This is a genomic window from Neorhizobium lilium (assembly GCF_004053875.1).
Lineage (GTDB): Bacteria > Pseudomonadota > Alphaproteobacteria > Rhizobiales > Rhizobiaceae > Neorhizobium > Neorhizobium lilii.
The window spans coordinates 177,903-201,275 of record NZ_SBIP01000005.1; the positions used below are offsets into that span (position 1 = coordinate 177,903).

Annotated in this window: 20 protein-coding genes, 1 tRNA gene, 1 pseudogene and 1 riboswitch; of the genes and pseudogenes, 15 read left to right on the top strand and 7 right to left on the bottom strand. The window is 61.2% G+C overall.

Annotated features, from left to right (window positions below; genetic code table 11):
• Positions 1-38: 38 nt before the first annotated feature.
• Both EPK99_RS21660 and EPK99_RS21665 read right to left on the bottom strand, forming a co-directional pair.
• The gene (locus EPK99_RS21660) at positions 39-1,862 is read right to left on the bottom strand and encodes an ABC-F family ATP-binding cassette domain-containing protein (protein WP_128445176.1); all 1,824 of its coding nucleotides are present in this window, start codon (positions 1,860-1,862) and stop codon (positions 39-41) included.
• A gap of 2 nt (positions 1,863-1,864) precedes the next feature.
• On the bottom strand, positions 1,865-2,515 hold the full coding sequence (locus EPK99_RS21665; RefSeq protein ID WP_128445177.1) for a thiamine diphosphokinase: 651 nt from the start codon (positions 2,513-2,515) through the stop codon (positions 1,865-1,867).
• 117 nt (positions 2,516-2,632) lie between these two features.
• A riboswitch (SAM riboswitch) is annotated at positions 2,633-2,710 on the top strand.
• Positions 2,711-2,766: 56 nt separating this feature from the next.
• Between EPK99_RS21665 and metA the strand changes: the two genes are divergently transcribed.
• Together metA and EPK99_RS21675 are read left to right on the top strand one after the other, a co-directional pair.
• On the top strand, positions 2,767-3,696 hold the full coding sequence (gene metA / locus EPK99_RS21670) for a homoserine O-acetyltransferase MetA (protein WP_128445178.1): 930 nt from the start codon (positions 2,767-2,769) through the stop codon (positions 3,694-3,696).
• Positions 3,697-3,792: 96 nt separating this feature from the next.
• Complete coding sequence (locus tag EPK99_RS21675) at positions 3,793-4,812, top strand: aldose epimerase family protein (RefSeq protein ID WP_128445179.1); 1,020 nt, start codon at positions 3,793-3,795, stop codon at positions 4,810-4,812.
• Between the two features lie 146 nt (positions 4,813-4,958).
• Here EPK99_RS21675 and EPK99_RS21680 read toward each other — a convergent pair.
• Positions 4,959-5,033, bottom strand: a tRNA-Gly gene (locus tag EPK99_RS21680).
• Positions 5,034-5,346: 313 nt separating this feature from the next.
• Between EPK99_RS21680 and EPK99_RS21685 the strand changes: the two genes are divergently transcribed.
• The 4 genes from EPK99_RS21685 to EPK99_RS21700 all read left to right on the top strand — a co-directional run bounded on the left by EPK99_RS21685 (position 5,347) and on the right by EPK99_RS21700 (position 7,887).
• Positions 5,347-5,853, top strand: a complete 507-nt coding sequence (locus EPK99_RS21685) for a prolyl-tRNA synthetase associated domain-containing protein (protein WP_128445180.1) — start codon at positions 5,347-5,349, stop codon at positions 5,851-5,853.
• A 58-nt stretch (positions 5,854-5,911) separates the two neighbouring features.
• Positions 5,912-6,898, top strand: coding sequence for a thioredoxin (gene trxA / locus EPK99_RS21690; protein WP_128445181.1), 987 nt, complete (start codon positions 5,912-5,914; stop codon positions 6,896-6,898).
• Between the two features lie 113 nt (positions 6,899-7,011).
• Positions 7,012-7,689 carry an LON peptidase substrate-binding domain-containing protein gene (locus EPK99_RS21695; protein WP_128445182.1) on the top strand — a complete coding sequence of 226 codons (678 nt, stop codon included), beginning with the start codon at positions 7,012-7,014 and terminating at the stop codon, positions 7,687-7,689.
• A 9-nt stretch (positions 7,690-7,698) separates the two neighbouring features.
• The gene (locus EPK99_RS21700) at positions 7,699-7,887 is read left to right on the top strand and encodes a Trm112 family protein (RefSeq protein WP_128445183.1); all 189 of its coding nucleotides are present in this window, start codon (positions 7,699-7,701) and stop codon (positions 7,885-7,887) included.
• Between the two features lie 24 nt (positions 7,888-7,911).
• Here the strand turns inward: EPK99_RS21700 and EPK99_RS21705 are convergent.
• Positions 7,912-9,132, bottom strand: a pseudogene (locus EPK99_RS21705) (ubiquinone biosynthesis hydroxylase); the annotation flags it as partial.
• Between the two features lie 81 nt (positions 9,133-9,213).
• Here EPK99_RS21705 and tesB point away from each other — a divergent pair.
• The 6 genes from tesB to EPK99_RS21735 all read left to right on the top strand — a co-directional run bounded on the left by tesB (position 9,214) and on the right by EPK99_RS21735 (position 16,622).
• Entirely contained in the window at positions 9,214-10,101 is an 888-nt protein-coding gene (gene tesB / locus EPK99_RS21710; RefSeq protein ID WP_128445185.1) for an acyl-CoA thioesterase II, read from the top strand.
• 206 nt (positions 10,102-10,307) lie between these two features.
• Entirely contained in the window at positions 10,308-10,658 is a 351-nt protein-coding gene (locus EPK99_RS21715; RefSeq protein WP_164901838.1) for a P-II family nitrogen regulator, read from the top strand.
• 28 nt (positions 10,659-10,686) lie between these two features.
• Positions 10,687-12,111: an ammonium transporter gene (locus tag EPK99_RS21720; protein ID WP_128445187.1), complete on the top strand. Its 1,425-nt coding sequence runs from the start codon at positions 10,687-10,689 to the stop codon at positions 12,109-12,111.
• A 219-nt stretch (positions 12,112-12,330) separates the two neighbouring features.
• Positions 12,331-15,015, top strand: coding sequence for an FtsK/SpoIIIE family DNA translocase (locus EPK99_RS21725; protein WP_128445188.1), 2,685 nt, complete (start codon positions 12,331-12,333; stop codon positions 15,013-15,015).
• Between the two features lie 73 nt (positions 15,016-15,088).
• Complete coding sequence (locus EPK99_RS21730; RefSeq protein WP_128445189.1) at positions 15,089-15,736, top strand: outer-membrane lipoprotein carrier protein LolA; 648 nt, start codon at positions 15,089-15,091, stop codon at positions 15,734-15,736.
• 85 nt (positions 15,737-15,821) lie between these two features.
• On the top strand, positions 15,822-16,622 hold the full coding sequence (locus EPK99_RS21735; RefSeq protein WP_128445190.1) for an exodeoxyribonuclease III: 801 nt from the start codon (positions 15,822-15,824) through the stop codon (positions 16,620-16,622).
• A 23-nt stretch (positions 16,623-16,645) separates the two neighbouring features.
• Here EPK99_RS21735 and EPK99_RS21740 read toward each other — a convergent pair whose 3' ends face one another.
• Together EPK99_RS21740 and EPK99_RS21745 are read right to left on the bottom strand one after the other, a co-directional pair.
• Positions 16,646-17,101: a cyclic nucleotide-binding domain-containing protein gene (locus EPK99_RS21740; RefSeq protein WP_128445191.1), complete on the bottom strand. Its 456-nt coding sequence runs from the start codon at positions 17,099-17,101 to the stop codon at positions 16,646-16,648.
• Between the two features lie 9 nt (positions 17,102-17,110).
• Complete coding sequence (locus tag EPK99_RS21745) at positions 17,111-17,791, bottom strand: response regulator transcription factor (RefSeq protein ID WP_128445192.1); 681 nt, start codon at positions 17,789-17,791, stop codon at positions 17,111-17,113.
• Positions 17,792-18,027: 236 nt separating this feature from the next.
• Here EPK99_RS21745 and EPK99_RS21750 point away from each other — a divergent pair, with 236 nt between their 5' ends.
• Positions 18,028-18,579: a L,D-transpeptidase family protein gene (locus EPK99_RS21750; protein WP_128445193.1), complete on the top strand. Its 552-nt coding sequence runs from the start codon at positions 18,028-18,030 to the stop codon at positions 18,577-18,579.
• A gap of 210 nt (positions 18,580-18,789) precedes the next feature.
• Here the strand turns inward: EPK99_RS21750 and leuC are convergent, their stop codons facing one another.
• Positions 18,790-20,211 (bottom strand): 3-isopropylmalate dehydratase large subunit, encoded by a 1,422-nt coding sequence (leuC, locus tag EPK99_RS21755; protein ID WP_128445194.1) that lies wholly within the window; start codon positions 20,209-20,211, stop codon positions 18,790-18,792.
• A gap of 308 nt (positions 20,212-20,519) precedes the next feature.
• On the opposite strand from leuC, the gene ppk2 reads away from it, so the two are divergent.
• Together ppk2 and ffh are read left to right on the top strand one after the other, a co-directional pair.
• On the top strand, positions 20,520-21,434 hold the full coding sequence (gene ppk2, locus EPK99_RS21765) for a polyphosphate kinase 2 (protein ID WP_128445196.1): 915 nt from the start codon (positions 20,520-20,522) through the stop codon (positions 21,432-21,434).
• Positions 21,435-21,766: 332 nt separating this feature from the next.
• On the top strand, positions 21,767-23,362 hold the full coding sequence (gene ffh, locus EPK99_RS21770; RefSeq protein ID WP_128445197.1) for a signal recognition particle protein: 1,596 nt from the start codon (positions 21,767-21,769) through the stop codon (positions 23,360-23,362).
• Positions 23,363-23,373: the final 11 nt, after the last annotated feature.

Genomic DNA, 23,373 nt, shown 5'->3' on the forward strand with positions numbered 1-23,373 from the left:
GTGCATAACTATTTGTTAAGGTTAGCAAAATCTTAAAGTTAACCTTCTATCTCCTCTCGCAGCATTTCAAGCTCAAGCCACTCCTCTTCCATCTTGGCTATACTTGCGCGCAGCTTTTCCATCTCGGCGGCGAGCTTGTTGAAACCGGCAGGGTCTTTGGCGAAGAAATTGGGATCGGCCATCTTCTTCTCACGAATGGCGATTTCGGCCTCGGCCTTGGCCATCTCCTTTGGCAGGTTTTCGAGCGCGAACGTCTGCTTGTAGGAAAGCTTGCCTTTCCTCTTCGGCGCGTCGGCTGCAGGAGCGCCGGTGTCGCTCCTCGTCTTCTCGGCTTTTTCAACGCGGCGGCGTTCGTCGGCCGCACCCTTGCGCTGTGCAAGCATGTCCGTATAGCCGCCGGCATATTCGATCCAGCGTCCGTCGGGCGCATCCGGATTGGCGGGCGCGATGGTCGAGGTCACCGTGCGATCGAGAAAGTCGCGGTCATGGCTGACGAGGATGACGGTGCCGTTATAGCCGGCCACGATCTCCTGCAGCAGATCGAGCGTCTCGATGTCAAGATCGTTGGTCGGTTCGTCCAGGATCAGCAGGTTGGATGGCTTGGCCATCATGCGGGCCAGCATCAGCCGGGCGCGCTCGCCGCCGGACAGGTTCTTGATCGGCGTGCGGATCTGTTCCGGCTGGAACAGGAAGTCCTTCATATAGCCCGCGACATGCCGCTGCTCGCCGTTGACCAGCAGCGTCTCGCCCCGACCATCCGTCAGATAATGGGACAGCGTATCTTCCGGGTCGAGATCCTCGCGCTTCTGATCGAGGGTGGCGATTTCAAGATTGGTGCCGAGCTTGATCATGCCGGAATCCGGTACGAGTTGACCCGTCAGCATCTTCAGCAGCGTCGTCTTGCCGGCGCCATTCGGGCCGACCAGACCGATGCGGTCACCACGATGGACCCGGATGGAGAAGGGCGCCACGATGGCGCGGTCCTCGTAACTCTTGGTGATGTTTTCCGCCTCGACCACAAGCTTGCCGGACTCCCGGCCCTCGGTGGCTTGCGCCTGGATCGTACCCTGTGGCCCCTTGTGGCCGCGGTAGCTGGAGCGCATGGTGTGCAGATCGCCGAGGCGGCGCATATTGCGCTTGCGCCGCGCGGTGACACCATAACGCAGCCAATGCTCCTCGCGCTCGATCGCCTTGCCAAGCTTGTGCTGCTCCAGCTCTTCCGCTTCCAGCACCTCGTCCCGCCAGACTTCGAAGTGACCGAAGCCCCGATCCAGCCGGCGCGACGTGCCGCGGTCGAGCCAGACGGTGGCATTGGACACTTTCTCCAGGAAGCGTCGGTCATGGGAAATGACCACGAGCGCGCTGCGCGACTTGCGCAATTCGTCTTCCAGCCACTCGATAGTGGGAAGGTCCAGGTGGTTGGTCGGCTCGTCCAGCATCAGGATATCGGGTTCCGGCGCCATGACCCGCGCCAGCGCAGCACGGCGGGCTTCTCCGCCCGACAGGGTGTTCGGGTCTTCCTCTCCGGTCAGGCCGAGATGCTCCAGGAGGTAAGTGACACGGTATGGGTCGTCGCCCGGTCCGAGCCCCGATTCCGCATAGGCCTGCACCGTGGAATAGCTGCCGAAATCCGGCGCCTGCTCCAGGTAACGGATCGTCGCATTCGGATGTCGGAAGACTTCGCCGGACTGCGGCTCCACCATGCCGGCGGCGATCTTCATCAGCGTCGATTTGCCGGACCCGTTGCGGCCGACGAGGGAGATGCGGTCGCCCGGCTCCACCTGCAGGCCGGCGCCTGCGAGAAGGGGAGGGCCGCCGAAGCTCAGGAAGATGTCGTCGAGTTTCAAAATGGGAGGCGCCAAGGTCAAGCTCCGGAAAAGTCGTAAGGGCGGGCAAGCAGCATGGCTTTGCCGCTTTTCAAATGGATCTCCACCGGGCCTTCCGCAACGTTCGATACGGTGCGCGAAGAGCCGAAGGGAAGGTGGAAGTCGTTCAGCGGATAGCGTGCCCCAAGGATGTCGAGGCCTTCCAGCGCCGAGAAGCCGACGATCGAGAACAAGGACCCCTGGGGAAGGTCAAGTCTCACATGGCCGGGCAGTAGCGGCACCGCCTCCTCGTCTCCCGAGGTCAGAAGCACGTCCAGCCCTTTCATGGCGAGGCTGATCGCATGGAACAGATGCTGCAGCGCGTGATCGCTGCGTTCTCCGCCCAGGGCGCCTGCGAAAATCAACCGGTCAGCTCCGCGTGCAATCGCTTCGGCGGTCGCGATCTCGCCGTCGGTTTCGTTCTTGGCGGGCGGGTAGGGCTGGCGCGGCACGTCCGGCCATCGGGCAAGAAGCTCGCCGTCGGTGGAATCGAAATCCCCTACCCAGAGCTCGGGCACGGCGCCAAGCGCCGCCGCATGCCGCATGCCGCCGTCTGCGGCAATGAAGCGGCTGCCGGCAACGGCCTTTTCAAGGCGTTCGGTCAGGCGAAGCGCGCCGCCGAGAAGGATGGTGTAGGTCGATCGGATCATGGGCCCTGCCAATAGCGCAAAGCGGGGCCAAAGGGAAAGCATGGCTTTCACCCTCTCAAGGTTCCGGATGATTTTGCTGCCATTGACCTCTCGGGGAGCAAGGCTTATTTCTCTCCTCGTGAATTCCGTGGTGATTTGGCCGGCCGGCTTGCAGCCACGTAAAAAAAGTCGCTAAAGGGCCGCGAGAAGACGCCTTCCCACGGACCTGTCGCGATTTTTTGCCGGCGGTCTTTTCTTTGTTGGGTTGTGCCATGCCGATCAAGATTCCCGATACCCTGCCTGCCTTCAGCACCCTTGTGCAGGAAGGTGTGCGCGTGATGACCGAGACCGCCGCCGTGCGGCAGGACATCCGTCCGCTGCAGATCGGCCTTCTCAATCTCATGCCCAACAAGATCAAGACCGAACTGCAGATGGCGCGGCTGGTGGGGGCGACGCCTCTGCAGGTCGAATTGTCCCTCGTGCGGATCGGGGCCCACAAGGCCAAGAACACCTCGGAAGAACATCTGCTCTCCTTCTACGAGACCTGGGAAGAGGTGAAGCACCGCAAGTTCGACGGCTTCATCATCACCGGCGCGCCGATCGAGACGCTTCCCTATGAGGAGGTGAGCTACTGGGAGGAAATGAAGCAGATCTTCGAGTGGACGCAGACGAATGTCCATTCGGCGATGAATGTGTGCTGGGGCGCCATGGCGGCGATCTACCATTTTCATGGCGTGCCGAAATACGAACTGAGGGAAAAAGCCTTCGGCGTCTATCGCCACCGCAATCTTGCGCCCTCGTCCATCTACCTCAACGGCTTCTCAGACGATTTCCAGGTCCCTGTATCGCGCTGGACCGAAGTGCGGCGCGAGGACGTGGAAAAGCGCCCGGAACTTGAGATCCTGATGGAGTCGGACGAGATGGGTCTTTGCCTCGTCCACGAGAAGAAGGGCCGTCGCCTCTACATGTTCAACCATGTGGAATACGACTCCACGTCGCTGGCGGACGAGTATTTCCGCGACGTGAACGCCGGTATTCCGATCAAGATGCCGCATGATTATTTCCCGCACAACGACGATACGCTGACGCCGCTCAACCGCTGGCGCGGGCATGCCCATCTGCTGTTCGGCAACTGGATCAACGAGATCTACCAGACCACGCCTTACGACCTCGACAAGATCGGCACCGAAAGCGCCGCCTGAAACCGTGCTCCGAGAGCTTGCGAAATTTCAGCCGGCGCCGTTGCAGCTTGCCGGTAAATCGCGCAGTGTCCGCCGGTCATTTGGCGGAGGATTCTCATGGCGCATCAGGATTTCGAGGTTTTTGGCCGAACGGGCGAGGGCGAGCCGGTCTACCGCGTCGCCATTGCCGGAGGCGGGCTTACGGCCAAGGTCATCACCTGGGGCGCGATCATCCAGGATCTGCGGCTGGACGGCCACCAGCCGCCGCTGGTCCTGGGCTTCGAGACATTCGACGCCTATCCCGTGCATTCGCCCTTCTTCGGAGCGACGCCCGGCCGCTGCGCCAACCGCATCGGCGATGGCCGCTTTACCCTGGACGGCAAGGCCCACCAGCTGGAACTGAACGAAAACGGCGTGACCCATCTGCATGGCGGTGTGACAGGGCTTGGCCGCAGCAACTGGACTATTGTCGAACATGCGGCGGACACGGTCGTGCTTCGCATTACCGATCCGGACGGACGGGCCGGTTATCCCGGAAATTGTACCGTGACGGCAACCTACCGGCTTCTGGAAGGGGGCGTGCTTTCGGTGGTTTATGAATCAACGACCGATGCACCCACGCTCTGCAATGTCTGTCAGCACACCTATTTCAACCTCGACGGTCGCGAAGATGCACTCGGCCATGACATCATGATCGCAGCCGATCACCTCGTCACCGTGGACGAGCGGCAGATACCGACCGGTGAGCTCATGGCTGTAGCGGGTACGCCTTTCGATCTTCGGGAAATGGGTCCGATGAACCGCGTCCACGATGGCGAACAGGTTCTGTTCGACCATAATTACTGCCTGTCAACCGAGCGCGTCGCGAAACGGCCCGTGGCGCTGGCGCGCAGCGTTTATTCCGGCGTCTCGCTTGAAGTGCGCACGACGGAGCCGGGGCTGCAGCTCTATTCCGGCTTCAAGATGAATGTCCCGGTCGCTGGGCTGGAAGGGCGCCACTATCCGCCATTCGCGGGTTTCTGTCTGGAAACGCAAATCTGGCCGGATGCGATCAACCATCCCGGTTTCCCCAATGCCGTGCTGCGCCCCGGCGAAGTCCTGCGCCAGGAAACGGATTACCTGTTTTCAAAGGCTTGAAGCTTGAAGCTTGAAGCTTGAGGCTTAGGAGATGGCGGGGTCGGCCGGTGGGTTGCGCCTCGCGCCTCGCTTGAAGAGACAGCGGACCCATCGGCGACGCCGCTGCTGCTTCTCGGCAGCCTGAAAATCAGATTATTTCTGGAATTTGGAGCGGGCGAAGGGATTCGAACCCTCGACCCCAACCTTGGCAAGGTTGTGCTCTACCCCTGAGCTACGCCCGCTCATAAATCCACCGGTCCGGGGTAGTTCGCTGAACCGTGGGGTCAGTGGCTCGTTGCCGCCGACGGGCGCTATATGGCCCAGAGTTTTTTCAAATGCAACAGGGAAATGACGACGTGGCTGAAGAAAGTTTCCCACCGCGCCAGCGGCGTCCAGAGCGGGAGACCGTGCCTTGCCTCTCAGGGGGCAAAGCCGGCTGCGGGCCGATACAGGTCCTGTGGTTGCATCGGGTCTCACGATGTCGCAGCGCTGCCTTGGCCACCTAGGCCAATCTCTCTATAGTCCGGCCGCCATTCACCGGATCCCTTGATTGCCATGACCTCTCATCCCAAGACGCCTGCCGACCTCTTTGCCTTTCTCGACAGCCTTGAAATACCGCACGCGACAAAGACGCATCCGCCGGTCTTCACGGTTGCGGAATCGGAAAGCCTGCGCGACGAAATCCCCGGCGGCCATACCAAGAACCTGTTCGTCAAGGACAAGAAGGACCAGTATTTCGTGCTGACCGTGGAGGAACGGGCCAGCGTGGACCTGAAGACGGTCCATAAGATCATCGGCGCGTCGAGCCGCGTTTCCTTTGGCAAGCCGGAAAAAATGCTGGAATATCTCGGCGTCATGCCCGGCTCCGTCACCGTTTTCGGCGCGTTCAACGATATCGGGAACAATGTCACCTTCGTGCTCGACGAAGACCTGATGAAGCACGATATCATCAACGGTCATCCGCTTTCCAATGATGCCACCACCTCGATTGCCCGCGACGATCTCATCCGCTTCCTGGAAGCGACGGGGCACAGGCCGCTTGTCTTGAAAGTGACAGACTGACATACGATCTGTGAGCGAGATTTAGAACACGAACACCAAGCGATCCGGGAGAACATTCATGAGCGGTAGCGACAATCCTTATGGCGGCTCCTATGGCGGGCAGATGACGGCGTCCGCGAGTTTCGGTGCTGCGCCCGCCGCTCCCGGTTCGGCACCTGCCCCCGGTGGCACTTATGTGTCGGACACCAGCACGGCAGGATTTGCAAAGGACGTGCTCGAAGAGTCGCGTCGCCAGCCAGTGCTCGTGGATTTCTGGGCGCCCTGGTGCGGTCCGTGCAAGCAGCTGACGCCGGTTCTGGAAAAGGTGGTCAACGAAAGCGGCGGACGGGTCAAGCTCGTCAAGATGAACATAGACGACCATCCGACGATCCCCGGCCAGCTCGGCATTCAGTCCATCCCGGCAGTCATTGCCTTCCTTGACGGCCGCCCGATGGACGGCTTCATGGGCGCGGTGCCGGAAAGCCAGGTGCGGGAGTTCATCGACAAGGTCGCAGGGCCCGCCGGGGCCGATCAGGCGGCGGAAATCGAGTCGGTGCTGGTGGAGGCCGAGGCCTTGCTTGGCGGCGATGATGTTCAGGGGGCGGCGCAGCTTTACGGCGCGGTGCTGCAGGCGGATCCGGAAAATGCAAAAGCGGCTGCCGGGATGATGCAATGCCTGATCGCGCTCGGCGATACGGGCCGCGCCAGCCAGATGCTGGCTTCGCTTCCAGAGGATCTCGCCAAGGATCCGGCGATCCAGAGCGTCGCCCGCAAGATCGAGCAGATCGAGGAGGCGCGCAAGCTGGGTGATCCGGTTGCGCTCGAGCAGCAGCTCGCGCTCGACCCGGACGATCACGAGGCCCGCATGAAGCTCGCCAAGATCCTTAATGTCCAGGGTCGGCGCGAAGAGGCGGCCGAGCATCTGCTGATGATCATGCGCAAGGACCGCAGCTTCGACGATGACGGCGCCCGCCGCCAGCTTCTGGAGTTCTTCGAGGTCTGGGGTCCGAAGGATACGGCAACGATTTCCGCGCGCCGCCGGCTGTCCTCGATCTTGTTCTCTTAGAAGCGCTCTGGGTTTATCGCGCGGATAACCTTGCGTTCTTCGGCCGTTGCCCCACATAATCCGGAGCGGCGGATAAGCCGATTTTTGATCATGGTCTGGGAGGTGTCGGACCAATGAATGTGGGAAATGCCCGGTATCTGAAGCGGGAAGATATTCCGGAAATCGTGCCTGTTTTTCCTCTGACAGGAGCGCTGCTTCTGCCAGGGGGGCAGTTGCCCCTGAATATATTCGAGCCGCGCTATCTGGCGATGTTCGATGCGGCCCTTTCCGGCAACAGGCTGATCGGCGTCGTGCAACCATCGTTGACCGAAAGCGAAGACCAGCAGGATGCGTCGCGTCCGGCGCTCGCACCGGTCGGCTGCATCGGGCGCATCACATCCTTTGCCGAAACCGGGGACGGGCGCTACATTGCCTCGATCAGCGGCGTCTGCCGTGTCCGCCTGATGGAAGAGGTGGGAGCAGGGCATCCGTACCGGACCTTCAAGATTGCACCCTTCATGTCCGACCTCTCAGAAGACGACGATGAAGAAACGGTCAACCGGAACGAACTGCTGCGCGTCTTCCGCGCCTATCTCGACGCCAATAAACTGGAGGCAGACTGGGAAAGCGTCGAGCGCGCCGGCAACCGCACTCTCGTCAACTCCCTGTCGATGATGTCGCCGTTCGGCCCGGCGGAAAAGCAGGCCCTGCTGGAAGCGCCGGATTTGAAGACGCGGGCCGATACGCTTGTTGCCATTACCGAGATCTTTCTGGCGCGCGGCACCAACGATGCCGACACTATTCTTCAGTAAGGGGCCGGCATGGACGAGAGGTTGAGCAATGTCGATCCGAAGCTTCTCGACCTTCTCGTCTGCCCTCTGAGCAAGGGCCGGCTGTCTCTGGACCGGCAGACGAACGAACTGGTGTCGGAGAGCGCCAGGCTCGCCTATCCTATCCGTGACGGCATTCCGATCATGCTTGTGTCCGAAGCCCGCAAGATAGAGGATTGAACCCGCAAGGCTGCCCCATCCACTTCAGATGGCCTGTCCTGCCAGAAGCTTCGGTGCATCATCGTTTGCCTTGCCGGCGGCCTGATCGATGAAGAAGCTCTTTAGCTTCGGCATACGCTCCACAAGGCCCAGGCCGAAATCGCGAGCAATACGCACCGGCGTGATGTCGTTGGAAAAAAGCCGGTTCAGGACGTCGGTCGTCACGCCCATCCGGAAGGTGTCGAAGCGCCTCCAGGTCTGGTAGCGCTCCAGCACGTTGAGCGCGCCGATATCCAGACCCAGCCGGTCTGCTTCTACCACGGTTTCCGCCAGCGCCGCGACATCCTTGAAGCCGAGGTTGAGGCCTTGGCCCGAAATCGGGTGAATTCCGTGCGCAGCGTCTCCCGCCAATGCCAGGCGAGGGGCGACGAAGGCGCGCGCCAGGGTCAGCCCGAGCGGGAAGGCGCGCTTGGAGCCGACAACGCGCAGGTCCCCCAGCCTGTTGCCGAAACGGCGCTGCAACTCCTCCTCGAAGACAAGATCGTCGGATGCCACCAGCCGGTCTGCGTCTGCGGTCCGTTCCGTCCAGACGAGCGAGGAACGGTTGTCGGTCAGCGGCAGGATGGCGAAGGGGCCGGAGGGCAGGAAATGCTCTTCCGCAACGCCGTCATGCGGCCGCTCATGCGCTACGGTGGTGACGATGCCGGACTGGCCGTAATTCCAGGTGACCGTGCGGATGCCCGCCAGGTCACGAAGTTTCGATCGAACCCCGTCGCAGGCGACCAGAAGCCGCGTCTCGATGGTTGAACCGTCCGAAAGCGAGACAGTGGAGCGGGTGCTGCCCGTCTGGAAGGCTGTGGCCGAGAGGCCATGGCGGATGGCGATGCCGAGCCGCTCGGCTGCGCCGCGCAGGGCGCGGACCATGTCCACGTTCATCACCATATGCGCGAAAGGCTGGCCTTCCTCCGCTTCGCCGCCAAAGGTCAGGAAGACCGGCCGCACCGGATCCGAAGTCCGGCTGTCCGTAACGATCATCCTGTTGATCGGCTGTGCATTGGCCGCAATCTCGTCCCAGACGCCGAGGACGCTAAGCATGCGGCTTGCCGCCGCGATAATGGCGGAGGCGCGCTCGTCCTTCTCCCAGACACCGGCAGGCGCAGCTTCCACGACCTCCACCTGCAGATGCGGAGCGGCTTGCTTGACCGCGACCGCAGCCGCGAGCCCCACATATCCGCCCCCTACAACCAGCATGTCCAGCATATGCCTAAGCTCCCGTGAGACTTGAGAATGTCAGGTCACCCATATAGATCATCCAGCACCCGCTTCCTATCACCGGAGTTCGTCATAATGTCGCGCCCGCCCGAATCTTCAACGGCCATGGAAGACTTGCTTGCGATCCTCGATCTCGAAAAGCTCGAGGAAAACCTCTATCGCGGCACCAGTTCGCAGGTTGGTTGGCAGAGGGTCTTCGGCGGACAGGTGGTGGCGCAGGCGCTCGTCGCGGCACAGCGGACCGTGGATCCGAACCGCTTCGTGCATTCGCTGCACGCCTATTTCGTCCGCCCCGGAGACCCTTCGGTGCCGATCCTTTATCAGGTGGATCACATTCGGGATGGGTCGAGCTTTACCACCCGTCAGGTGCTCGCCATCCAGCACGGCAAGGCGATTTTCACTTTGTCCGCCTCTTTCCAGGTGGAAGAGGAAGGCTATGACCACCAGATTGCCATGCCCAATGTGACCGCTCCCGAAAAGCTGATGAGCGAACAGGAGTTCAAACAAGCTTTTCTGCAGCAGGCGCCTGAGGCCGTGCGTCGTTATTTCATGCGAGAGCGCCCGGTTGAAATGCGCCCGACCTCGCTTGTGCATTACATGACGAAGGACAAGCTGGAGCCGCGGCAGGATGTCTGGGTGCGCACGCTGGGTGAGGTGCCTGGCGACCGGCATATCCAGGCGGCGGTGCTCGCCTATATCTCCGACATGACGCTGCTCGACGCTTCGCTGTACCCGCACGGGACCTCGATCTTCGACCCGTCGATACAGGCTGCCAGCCTCGACCACGCAATGTGGTTTCATCGCCCGGCCGATCTGGCCGATTGGCTTCTCTACACCCAGGACAGTCCAAGTGCGTCCGGATCTCGCGGCATGACCCGCGGAAGCATCTATTCCCGTGCTGGAGAGCTTATCGCCTCGGTCGCCCAGGAGGGTCTGATTCGTAAAAAGGCAGATGAACGATAATTGTGCAAAAATTTCAATTTGCCCTTTATTTATTCATTTAAGGCGGGCCTTGGTGCCCGTTTTTTGATGCCTATCAGTTAAATCTTTTGTTTTCAGGGAGTTGCGGCGTTCATCCAATCTGGCACGGCCTTTGAATGTATCCGGCTAGTCGTTGTCATGATCCGGCGGCGATAAGGAGAGTCGGCTTTGGCCGAGACAATCAAAGGATGGGAAGCCAGATGAAAATCGTGATGGCCATTATCAAGCCGTTCAAGCTGGATGAGGTGCGCGAAGCCCTCACGGCGGTCGGCATCCAGGGCCTGACCGTGACCGAAGTCAAAGGTTACGGGCGCCAGAAGGGACATACGGAAATCTATCGCGGCACGGAATATGCGGTGAGCTTTCTGCCCAAGCTGAAAATCGAGATCGCCGTTCCGACGGACCTGGTGGAGAAGGCCGTCGAAGCCATCGCATCCGCTGCCAAGACCGGCCAGATCGGCGACGGCAAGATTTTTGTCTATTCGATCGAGCAGGCCGTGCGCATCCGTACCGGCGAAACCAACACTGAAGCGCTTTAAGCACGGCTGACAGGGGAGTCTTCAAACTATGCAATCCACTAAATTTTCCACTCTGGGACGGATCGGCGCCGCTGCTGCGGCCCTGCTCGCGCCCGTTGCCGCCTTTGCGCAGGATGCTGCCGCACCGGCGGCCGCGGCTGCAGCCCCGGCCATGACCATGGACAAGGGCGACAACACCTGGATGATGGTTTCCACCGTCCTCGTGCTGTTCATGACCATTCCCGGACTGGCCCTCTTCTATGGCGGTCTCGTGCGCGCCAAGAACATGCTCTCCGTGCTGATGCAGGTCTTCATGATCACCTGCGTCGTGATGATCATCTGGGTTACCTACGGCTATTCGCTCGCCTTCACCGACGGCGGCTCGCTGAACAGCTTCGTCGGCGGCCTATCCAAGATGTTCCTGGCCGGCGTCAACACCACGAGCCTTGCCGAAAGCTTTACCAAGGGCGTGGCCATTCCCGAACTCACCTTCATCTGCTTCCAGATGACCTTCGCCTGCATCACGCCGGCCCTGATCGTCGGCGCCTTCGCCGAACGCATCAAGTTCTCGGCGGTCATGCTGTTCGTCATCCTGTGGGTTACCTTCGTCTACTTCCCGATGGCTCACATGGTCTGGTTCTGGGGCGGCCCGAGCGCTTATAGCGGTCCGAGCGGCCTGATCTTCTCCTACGGCGCGATCGACTTCGCCGGCGGCACAGTTGTTCACATCAATGCCGGTATTGCGGGCCTTGTCGGCGCGATCATGCTGGGCAAGCGCACCGGCTACAAGAAGGACATCATGGCGCCCCACTCCATGACGCTGACCATGGTCGGCGCTTCCATGCTGTGGGTCGGCTGGTTCGGCTTCAACGCCGGATCGAACCTCGAAGCGAATTCCTATGCTTCGCTGGCGATGATCAACACCTTCGTCGCAACCGCCGCCGCCGCCGTCGCATGGTGCCTGGTCGAGACCTTCTCTCGTGGCAAGGCCTCCATGCTCGGCGCCGCCTCGGGTGCCGTTGCCGGCCTGGTTGCCGTCACTCCGGCTGCCGGCTTTGCCGGTCCGATGGGCTCGATCGTTCTTGGCCTCATCGTTTCCCCGGTCTGCTATTTCTTCGTGGACGTCGTGAAGAACAAGTTCAACTATGACGACTCGCTCGATGTCTTCGGCATCCATTGCGTTGGCGGCATCATCGGCGCCCTCGGCACCGGCATCCTCGTCAACCCGGCTCTGGGCGGTGCGGGCATCGTCGATTACTCGACACCGGACTTCGCGGCTTCCTATGCCGGCACTGCAACCCAGGTCTGGGCGCAGGCCAAGGGCGTCCTGACCACCATCCTATGGTCGGGCATCGGTTCGGCGATCCTCTACAAGGTCGTCGATGTCATCGTCGGTCTGCGTGTCACGGTTGAGGCCGAGCGCGAAGGCCTCGATCTGGCAACCCACGGCGAAGCCGCCTATCACTCCTCGTAATAGAGGCGGCGCCCCGGCGCCGTCTTCATGTTCAGGTTGTATCGTGAAGCCCGGATTTCGATCCGGGCTTTTCTTTTGTCAAATGCAGGGCCTGCTGGGCTCTTGTGGTTAAAGCGGTATTAACCATCGTCACGGTAGTTTTCGATCTGACGTGCGCGAGCAACCGGCAGCTGCCGATTCGCGCCGGATCTTGCGTTTCAGAAACGGCGGGCAGACACGATGGGCAGAAGCAGTTCGGCGGCGATGGCACACCATTCGACCCGCTTGGCACTCACCGCGTTTCTCTGGCGCCAGGCGCTTGCGCTTGGAGGCTTCGCCGTCTTCATCGCCCTTGCGCTTGCCGTTGCGGCCCTGGCGACCTGGAATGTCGCCGATCCCAGCTTTTCCTATGCCACAGACAATCCGCCGACCAATATTCTCGGCCATCCCGGAGCCGTCTTCGCAGACCTGGTGATGCAGTTCCTGGGGCTTGCCAGCGTTTTTGCGCTTCTGCCGGTGCTGGCGCTATCCCTGGCGCTGATTGCCGGGCGCCGCTATGACCGTATTCCGGCCCGGCTTGCGGCCTGGGGCGGCGGCACTTTGCTGGCCTCGGCAACCTTGGGATGCTTTCCTGCCCCGCAAACCTGGCCGATTCCCAACGGTATCGGCGGCGTCATAGGCGATATGATCCTGCGGTTTCCGGCGCTCTTCGTCGGCGCCTATCCGACCGGCATCGTTGCTATGGTGCTGGGCTGCATCTTCACCATCCCTTGCGTCTGGCTGATGCTGTTTGCATCGGGTCTCGTGGGGGAAGCTTTTCAGGACGAGTCCGAGGATGACGACCAGCCGGTCGCAGCGGCAAAGGGGCGCTCACGGCGCGACGAGGTCGAGGAAGAGGACGACGAGGACGGGCTACTCGCCCGTCTGTCCAACCTCCTGGCATTCGGTGCCATCACCCATTACTGGTATATCGCTCAGGCGCGTATGCGCCGGCTTGCGGGCATCAAGCCGCAGGCCCGGATCGGTTTCGACCAGCCCTATGATTTCAACGACGACGAATTCGGCACGCTGAACGAGCCGTCGCGTCCCAAGGCCGCGCCTTCGGGCCGGCGTATGGAACCCTCGCTCGATGGGCCGGCCGAGCAGCCTGTCGCGTCGCGCCGTGTCGTTGCGGCACCGCCTATCGCCGGCGGCGACTTCGACGATGACGATCCGCCCTTTGACATGGAGCGCCCGGCTGGAATTCTATCCGACGACGACGAGGATGCCCCCTTCGTCACCTCCCGTGTTCCGCCGTCTGCCGGTGGCGCCCGTAGCCAGCCGCGGGTGATACCAGCTGCCGCGCCGCCCAAGCCCAGCGCCCGCGTCGCCCGCGATGCACAGACTTCTCTGCTGTCGCCGGATGGCTTCCAGCTTCCGCCCATCCATTTGCTTGCCGAGCCGAAAGCGGTGGCGCGCGACACCTCGCTTTCCGCCGACGCACTGGAACAGAACGCCCGCATGCTCGAGGGCGTGCTGGAAGACTTCGGCGTCAAGGGCGAGATCATTCATGTTCGTCCGGGCCCGGTTGTCACGCTTTACGAACTGGAGCCGGCGCCGGGCATCAAGTCCTCCCGCGTCATCGGCCTTGCCGACGACATCGCCCGCTCGATGAGCGCGATCGCAGCCCGTGTCGCGGTCGTGCCGGGGCGCAATGCGATCGGCATCGAACTTCCGAACCGGACGCGCGAAACGGTCTATCTGCGCGAGATGATCGGCTCCAAGGATTTCGAAGGCAGCAAAGCCAAGCTCGCCATGGCGCTCGGCAAGACGATCGGCGGCGAGCCCGTGGTCGCAGACCTTGCCAAAATGCCTCATCTTCTCGTTGCCGGTACGACCGGTTCGGGCAAGTCGGTCGCCATCAACACCATGATCCTGTCGCTTCTCTACCGCTACACGCCGGAGAAGTGCCGCTTGATCATGATCGACCCGAAAATGCTCGAACTCTCCGTCTATGACGGCATTCCGCATCTGCTTTCGCCTGTCGTCACCGATCCCAAGAAGGCGGTGGTGGCGCTGAAGTGGACCGTGCGCGAGATGGAAGAGCGCTACAAGAAGATGTCGAAGATCGGCGTGCGCAATATCGACGGCTTCAACAGCCGCGTGGAGCAGGCGATCGAACGGGGCGAGGTGCTGACCCGTACCGTACAGACCGGTTTCGACCGCCAGACCGGCGAGGCGGTCTACGAGACGGAGGAGTTCGACCTCCAGCCGATCCCCTATATCGTCGTCATCATCGACGAAATGGCCGACCTGATGATGGTCGCCGGCAAGGATATCGAAGGCGCCGTCCAGCGTCTGGCGCAGATGGCGCGCGCGGCCGGTATCCATGTCATCATGGCGACGCAGCGCCCTTCGGTCGATGTCATCACCGGCACGATCAAGGCCAATTTCCCGACCCGCATCTCCTTCCAGGTCACCTCGAAGATCGACAGCCGCACTATCCTTGGCGAGCAGGGTGCGGAACAGCTGCTCGGCATGGGGGACATGCTCTACATGGCCGGCGGCGGGCGCATCCAGCGCGTCCACGGACCCTTCGTCTCGGATATCGAAGTGGAGGAGATCGTCGCCTACTTGAAAACTCAGGGGTCGCCCCAATATCTCGAAGCGATCACGGCCGATGAAGACGAGGATGGCGACGGCGCCGGACCGGCAGGAACCGTCAACCTCTCGGATTCGGAAGACCCATACGATCAGGCAGTGGCGATCGTGCTGCGCGACGGCAAGGCATCCACGTCCTATATCCAGCGCCGTCTCGGCATAGGCTACAATCGTGCAGCCTCGCTGATCGAACGCATGGAGAAGGAAGGGCTGATCGGGCCTGCCAACCATGCGGGAAAGCGCGAAATCCTCGTGCCGACCGAGGCGGATGTTCTGGAACGGTAAGAGCTTCGTGATCGAGCGCGGCTGTCATCAAGGCGCCGCGTTTCGTCGTCAAGAAGCAGGGAAGGAGACCTGAATGAAGAACCAGATACCTACCCTTTCCCTCGCCATTGGGCGCCGGCAGTTTGCGCTGGGCCTCGCAGGTCTTGCTGCGGCGTCGCTGGCGCCGACGCTGGGCCTTGCCCAGGGCGTCGACGGCGCTGCGGCACAGAAGATCGCCGACCATTTTTCTTCTGTAAAGACCATGATGGGCGAATTCGTGCAGTTCGGCCCGCGCGGCGAGCAGACCGGTGGCAAGTTCTTCATCGAGCGCCCCGGCAAGCTGCGTTTCAATTTCGAGGATCCTTCGCCGGTACGCGTGATTGCCGATGGCAACAATGTCGCGATCGGCAATACCAAGCTGAAGACCTGGGATCTCTATCCGCTCTCCAAGACGCCGCTCAGCCTGCTCCTGTCGAGCAAGATCGATCTCAGCAACCAGATGGTCCGCGACGTGAAGCAGGAAAGCGATCTGACGACGATCGTTCTCGGCAACAAGAGCGTGTTCGGCGATTCCACCATTACCATGATGTTCGACTCCAAGACCTTCGATCTGCGCCAGTGGACGATCACGGATGCGCAGAACAAAGATACGTCGGTGATGGTCTACAATGTCCGGGAGGGCGTGAGCATGGACGGCAAGGTCTTCGCCATCCCTTACGACGAGATTCGCAAGCCCGGCTGAGGATGATGCCGGTCAGGATTGAACTTTTCGCTTCTCATGCGGCATATAGTTTTTTAGAACCTCGGCGCTACAGCCGAGGTAAAGCATGACTTTCTCCATAACGACCTGGAACATCAACTCCGTTCGGCTGCGTATGCCGATCGTCGCGCAGTTCCTGGTTCGTCACAAGCCGGACATTCTCTGCCTGCAGGAAATCAAGTGCCAGGAGCACGAATTTCCCCTGCAGCCGCTGAAGGATCTGGGCTACCAGCACATCATCATTCACGGCCAGAAGGGCTATCACGGAGTGGCGATCGCTTCGAAGGTGCCGCTTCTTGAGGATCACCGCCAGAACTACTGCGGCGTCGGCGATGCGAGGCATATCTCGGCGATTTTCGAGCGTGGTTCGCGGCGCATACGCCTGCACAATTTCTATGTGCCGGCCGGCGGGGACGAACCCGATCGCAGCGTCAATCCGAAGTTCGGGCACAAGCTCGATTTCGTGGAGGAGATGAAGGCCCTGAAGGCGGACATGCCGGGTGTTTCTTCCATCCTCGTCGGCGACCTGAACATCGCTCCTCTGGAAAATGACGTCTGGTCGCACAAGCAATTGCTCAAGATCGTCAGCCATACCCCGGTGGAGACGGAAGGCATGAAGGACATCATCGCCAGAGGCGGCTGGCTGGACCTGATGCGGCACCATACGCCGGAACCCGCCAAGATCTACACCTGGTGGAGCTACAGGGCCAAGGACTGGGAAGCCGCCGATAAAGGACGTCGTCTCGACCATATCTGGTCGTCGCCGGATCTCGGGCCGTTTCTCGAGCGCATCGACATCCTGAAGGAGGCGCGGGGCTGGAACCAGCCATCGGACCACGTTCCGGTCACCGCCGTCTTCAAATTCTGAAGCTGGCTTGAAGATACAGCCGCTTATCGGAAGCGGTAGCCCATAGCCGCTGCGGCTTTCGCCAGATTGGAAATGTTGTCGCGGATGCGGCTTTCGATCAGGCGACCCACCTGCGGATATTCTTCCAGCAGGCGCTGAAAGAGCGAGCGGCTGATCTTCAAGGCTTCAGAGTCCTCGACCGCGATTGCCGTGAACTTGCGTTCCACCATGGTCACCAGCGCGAGCTCGGAGAGAAGCGTTCCAGGCCCGACCTCTTTTTCGGACCTGACGTTTCCCTCGCGATCCGTCACGTAAAGCTCAAAACGCCCCTTGGTGACGATGAAGGCTGCTTCGGCCGGCGAGCGCTCCCGGAACAGCTCCTGACCGGCGCCAACAACGCGGCGTTCGGCGCCGAACGCGATCAGCCGCAGTTGGTCGGCGTCCAACTCCTTGAAGAGCGGCACCTGCGACAGCAGCCTGATATCGTCATTGAGCGCCATGGGCCTGACTTACGGTACGATCTTGTAGCCGCCGTTCTCCGTGACGAGGATCTCGGCGCTGGATGGGTCGCGCTCGATCTTCTGGCGGAGGCGGTAGACATGGGTTTCGAGCGTATGGGTCGTTACGCCGGAGTTATAGCCCCAAACTTCTTCCAGCAGGACATCACGCGTCACTACTTTCTGGCCCGCACGGTAGAGATAGCGGATAATGGCCGCTTCCTTTTCCGTCAGGCGGATCTTCTTGCCGTCGTCGGTGGTGAGAAGCTTCTGGCTCGGCTTGAAGATATAAGGCCCGACCGTGAAGGTGGCGTCCTCGCTCTGCTCGAACTGGCGAAGCTGCGCACGGATGCGGGCGAGCAGCACCGCAAAACGGAAAGGCTTCGTCACATAGTCGTTGGCGCCGGCTTCCAGCCCAAGAACCGTATCGGAATCGGTATCGTGACCGGTGAGCATGATGATCGGCGCCTTGAAGCCGTTCTTGCGCATGATCTTGACGGCCTCGCGACCGTCCATGTCCGGCAGGCCGACGTCCATGATCAGGAGATCGACCTGAGCCGTCTTGGTCGTCTGCATGGCCTTTGCCGCATTCGGCTCCTGAAGGATCGAAAACTCGTCGTAGAACAGAAGCTGTTCCACCAGCGTCTCGCGCAGGTCCTCGTCGTCATCCACCAGGAGTATCGTACGCGCCATGCCGTTATCGCCTTTCATCTGTCGGTTTCAAGAGCCGAAACCTTGCACTCCTTCGAGCGCGCCAGGGCCTTCGACCTCATGTCTACAACATGGCCTGCGAAATCGAAACGGATTTCGAAAAGGTCCCGGTGTCGATCCACGTCTTGCGAAGGCCGCATCGGAATGGCGACGCGGGAACTTCCATCGTGCTATGGAATCAAACAAAATCACACTCAAAGCAAAAACATGTGAGGCCAATGCAGCATTCGCGTGACAGTCAGGTGAAGGGCAAAAGCATTGTCACTGTGAGAACGGCGCCGCGAGACCGATGCCGGGCCATCGTCAGCATCGGGGGCGTCACCCTAGTCGCCGCGCTCGGGCGCTCGGGTATCTCGGCCTTCAAGCGGGAAGGGGACGGTGCAACACCGATCGCGTCCATGCGCTTGCTTCACGGCTTCACCCGCGGGGAAAGGGTGCGCCTGCCGCACACGCCGCTCAGCATCCGGCGCATCGCCAAGCATATGCTCTGGTGCGACCAGCCCGAGCATCCGGCCTATAACCGGCTGGTCCGGGCGCCCTTCCGTCCCAGCCACGAGGAGATGATGCGTTCCGACGGGCTCTACGACATCTGTCTCGTGCTGGACTGGAACATCACCTCGCGAAAGCGACATGGCGGGTCGGCCATCTTCTTCCATATCGCCAAACCGGGCTACGAGCCGACCGCCGGCTGCATAGCCGTCAGCCTGCGCGACATGAAGCGCCTGCTGCCATTTCTGAAGCGCGGGACCATGGTCCGGGTTCTGGGGTAGATGTGGCGATCCCCCTCACTTGCGATTTCTAACACTTAGCTGAAGCTAAGATGTTGAAATCACTTTCTCTCCCACAAGGGGAGAGATGACCCGAGGCGAGCTCGGCGCCGCACCTCTCCCCTTGTGGGAGAGGTGACAAAATCATGATCTTAGCTTTAGCTAAGTCATAGATTTTGTTAGTGAGGGGATCGTTGATGCGCTACGCACCCGTCACTTCCACTCGCGGATATCGACGAAGTGGCCGGCGACCGCGGCTGCGGCGGCCATGGCCGGCGAAACCAGATGGGTACGGCCCTTGTAGCCCTGGCGGCCTTCGAAATTGCGGTTGGACGTGGAGGCGCAGCGCTCGCCGGGCTTCAGCCGGTCGTCGTTCATCGCCAGGCACATGGAGCAGCCCGGCTCACGCCATTCGAAACCGGCGTCCTTGAAGATCCTGTCAAGACCTTCGGCTTCCGCCTGTTCCTTGACGAGGCCGGAGCCCGGAACGATCATCGCGGAGACGGTCGGCGCGACAGTGCGGCCCTCGACTACCGCGGCGGCGGCCCGCAGGTCTTCGATACGGCCATTGGTGCAGGAGCCGATAAACACGCGGTCGATGGCGATATCGGTGATCTTCGTGCCCGGCTGCAGGCCCATATAGTCGAGCGCGCGCCATTTGGAGGTGCGCTTGTTCTCGTCCTGGATCTCGTCCGGGTTTGGCACGATGCCTTCGACGGAGATCACGTCTTCCGGCGAGGAGCCCCATGAAACGATCGGCGGCAGGTTGGCAGCGTCCAGCACCACGACCTTGTCGAAATGCGCGCCTTCGTCGGTCTGGAGTGTCTTCCAGTAGTCGAGTGCCATGTCCCAGGCGGCACCCTTCGGCGTGCGGGGCTTGTCCTTGATATAGGCGAAGGTGGTCTCGTCAGGGGCGATCAGTCCGGCGCGGGCGCCACCCTCGATCGTCATGTTGCAGATCGTCATGCGGCCTTCCATCGACAGCGCGCGGATGGCTTCGCCCGCAAATTCGATGACGTGGCCGGTGCCGCCGGCGGTGCCGATCTCGCCGATGATGGCAAGGATGATGTCCTTGGCGGTAACGCCCGGCGGCAACTGGCCATCGACGCGCACCAGCATGTTCTTCGCCTTCTTCTGGACGAGGGTCTGTGTTGCCAGAACGTGCTCGACTTCGGACGTGCCGATGCCGTGCGCCAAGGCCCCGAAGGCCCCGTGGGTGGAGGTATGGCTGTCGCCGCAGACGATGGTCATGCCGGGCAAGGTAAAGCCCTGCTCGGGGCCGACGATATGGACGATGCCCTGGCGAACGTCCTTCTCGGAATAGTATTCGACGCCGAAGTCATGCGCGTTCTGGGCCAGCGCTTCCACCTGGATGCGGCTTTCCTCGTTCTTGATGCCTTCGTAGCGATCCATTGTGGTTGGCACATTGTGATCGACGACCGCCAGCGTCTTTTGCGGCGCGCGAACCTTGCGGCCGGCGATGCGCAGACCTTCGAAGGCCTGCGGGCTCGTCACCTCGTGCACGAGGTGGCGGTCGATATAGAGAAGACAGGTATCGTTTTCGTCCTGGCTGACGACGTGGTCGTCCCAGATCTTGTCGTACAGGGTCCGAGGGGCAGAGTGCTGTGCGCTCATGGCTGCTATCCGTAAAGCTGAATGAAATTAGGAGAGGAGTTCGGCAGTCAAAGCTGCCACAGGCTGAACGGGTTCAGCGAAGTCGGTCGCAAAGCGCTCCAGATACACGCGCGAAAAATCGTGCCGGCAGACGCTTGTGGTCCTGCAGCACGATGAACTGGTTCGCGAGGCATCCGAATTTCGATCCCATGAATGGCTATATAGCATTTGCCGCGCAAAACGGCAATCGTCCAGATCGTGTCGCATGCTTGTCATAAAGCTTTTGCGCAAACATGCTTCATCTGGAAACACAAATGGAGAACTGCACGATGTCCGAACCCATGGAAGACCAGCTCAGCCGCATCAAGGAGGAAATCGCCGACAGTTTCGACGAAGAGTTGGAATTGCAGATGGAGGAGGACCGGCTGGACGATCTCGTCGCCGAGGGCATGTCCCAGCCCGCCGAAACGACGATCGACCGCCGCATCTATTTCCGCGAACTGTTCCGCCTGCAGCACGAGCTGGTTCGCCTGCAGGATTGGGTGCAGTACAAGAAGCTGAAAGTGGTCATTCTCTTCGAAGGCCGCGACTCGGCCGGCAAGGGTGGCGCCATCAAGCGCGTCACCCAGCGCCTCAATCCGCGCGTCGCCCGCGTCGTCGCGCTGCCGGCGCCGACCGAGCGCGAACGGAACCAATGGTATTTCCAGCGGTATGTGCCCCATCTGCCGACGTCAGGCGAAATGGTGATGTTCGACCGCTCCTGGTACAATCGCGCCGGTGTCGAACGGGTCATGGGTTTCTCCACGCCTGACCAGGTGGAGGAATTCTTTCGCGACGTGCCGGAATTCGAACGCATGCTGGTCCGTTCCGGCATCATCCTGCTCAAGTACTGGTTCTCGATCACCGACGACGAGCAGGAATTCCGCTTCAAGATGCGCATCCACGATCCGCTGAAACAGTGGAAACTCTCGCCGATGGACCTCGAAAGCCGTATTCATTGGGAAGACTACACCCGCGCCAAGGAAGAGATGCTGGACCGCACCCATATCCCGGAAGCGCCGTGGTGGGTCGTCCAGGCCGTCGACAAGAAGAGAGCGCGGCTCAACATGATCGCTCATCTGTTGGCACAGATCCCCTACGAGACCGTGCCGAAGGAACCGATCGTGCTGCCGGAACGCGTCCGCCACGCCGATTACATTCGCCATCCGGTGCCGCCGGAAATGTATGTGCCGGAAGTTTACTGAGGCAACACTGCACCTCGGCATGTCAGCCGAGGTGCTTTTGAAGTGCGGATGTGTTATTCCGCAGAAAGCTGAATAATCCACATTCGGTTGACTTTTTCGCATGCTTGCTGTTTAAGCCCCGCAATCTGCTGACAAGTCGAGAACTTGAAGCCGCCGACCGGGACCCGTCAAGGTATAAACAGATCCCGGAGGTCAACACCCGACAGCGCGTTGCGCCCTCGGGTGCTTTTTGGCTTTGCGCGTCTTTGGGTGCCTTGTTTTTGTCGCGGAAAGACCCGACGTTTCGGACGATCCCCCTCAAGGGAGATCCGAAGCGCGAGAAGGATGAAACGATGTTTGAGAACCTCCAGGACCGTCTTGGCTCCATTCTGAATGGACTGACAGGCCGTGGCGCATTGAGCGAAGCGGATGTAACCGCCGCCCTGCGCGAGGTTCGCCGCGCCTTGCTTGAGGCCGACGTGTCGCTGGAAGTTGTCCGATCCTTCACCGACAAGGTGCGCGAGAAAGCGGTCGGCGCGGACGTCGTAAAGTCGATCAAGCCCGGCCAGATGGTCGTCAAGATCGTTCATGACGAACTGGTTGAGATGCTCGGCTCCGAAGGCGTCGGCATCGATCTGCGCGCGGCCGCACCCGTCGTCATCATGATGGTCGGCCTGCAGGGCTCGGGCAAGACGACGACGTCCGGCAAGATCGCGCTGAGGCTGACCTCGCGCGACAAGAAAAAGGTGCTGATGGCCTCGCTCGATACGCGGCGCCCGGCAGCCCAGGAACAGCTGAGACAGCTTGGTGTCCAGACCGGCGTCGATACGCTGCCGGTCATCGCCGGGCAGTCGCCGACCGATATCGCAGCGCGCGCCGTGCAGGCGGCAAAGCTCGGCGGCCATGATGTCGTCATCCTCGATACGGCCGGCCGTACGCATATCGACGAGCCGCTGATGCAGGAAATGGCGGAGATCAAGCGCCGGTCCAATCCGCACGAGATCCTGCTTGTCGCGGATTCGCTGACCGGCCAGGACGCGGTGAACCTTGCCCGCAATTTCGATGAGCGCGTCGGTATTACCGGCCTGGTGCTGACCCGCATGGATGGCGATGGCCGCGGTGGCGCCGCCCTTTCGATGCGCGCCGTCACCGGCAAGCCGATCAAGCTGATCGGCGTCGGCGAAAAGATGACGGAGTTGGAGGAATTCCATCCCCGCCGCATCGCCGACCGTATTCTCGGCATGGGCGACATCGTCTCGCTCGTGGAAAAGGCCGTGGAGAATATCGACGCCGACAAGGCGCGCGCCATGGCTGAGAAGATGGCCAAGGGCAAGTTCGACCTCAACGATCTTGCCGATCAACTGCGCCAGATGAAGTCGCTCGGCGGCATGGGCGGGATCATGGGCATGATGCCGGGCATGGCCGGCATGAAGGACAAGCTCGCCGCCTCCGGCATGAGCGACAAGGTGTTCGACCGGCAGATCGCCATCATCTCCTCGATGACCAAGGCTGAGCGCGCCAATCCGGACATGCTCAAGCATTCGCGCAAGAAGCGCATCGCGGCCGGCTCCGGCACGGACGCTGCCGAAATCAACAAGCTGCTGAAAATGCACCGCCAGATGGCCGACATGATGAAAGCCATGGGCGGCAAGGGCAAGGGCGGCATGATGAAGCAGATGATGGGCGGGCTTGCCTCCAAGATGGGGTTGGGTGGCATGGGCGGCGGAATGGGGGGGATGGGCGGCATGCCGGACCTTTCCAAGCTGGACCCGAAGCAGCTCGAAGCCCTTCAGAAGCAGGCGGAAGCCGCGGGCCTCAAGCCGGGCTCGATGCCGGGCTTGCCCGGCGGCATGGGCGGAATGCCCGGTCTCGGCGGCAGGCTGCCGGGTGGTTTGCCGGGTCTGGGCGGCGGTTTTCCGGGGCTTCCCGGCATCCCGAAGAAGAAGTGATGGAGATGGTT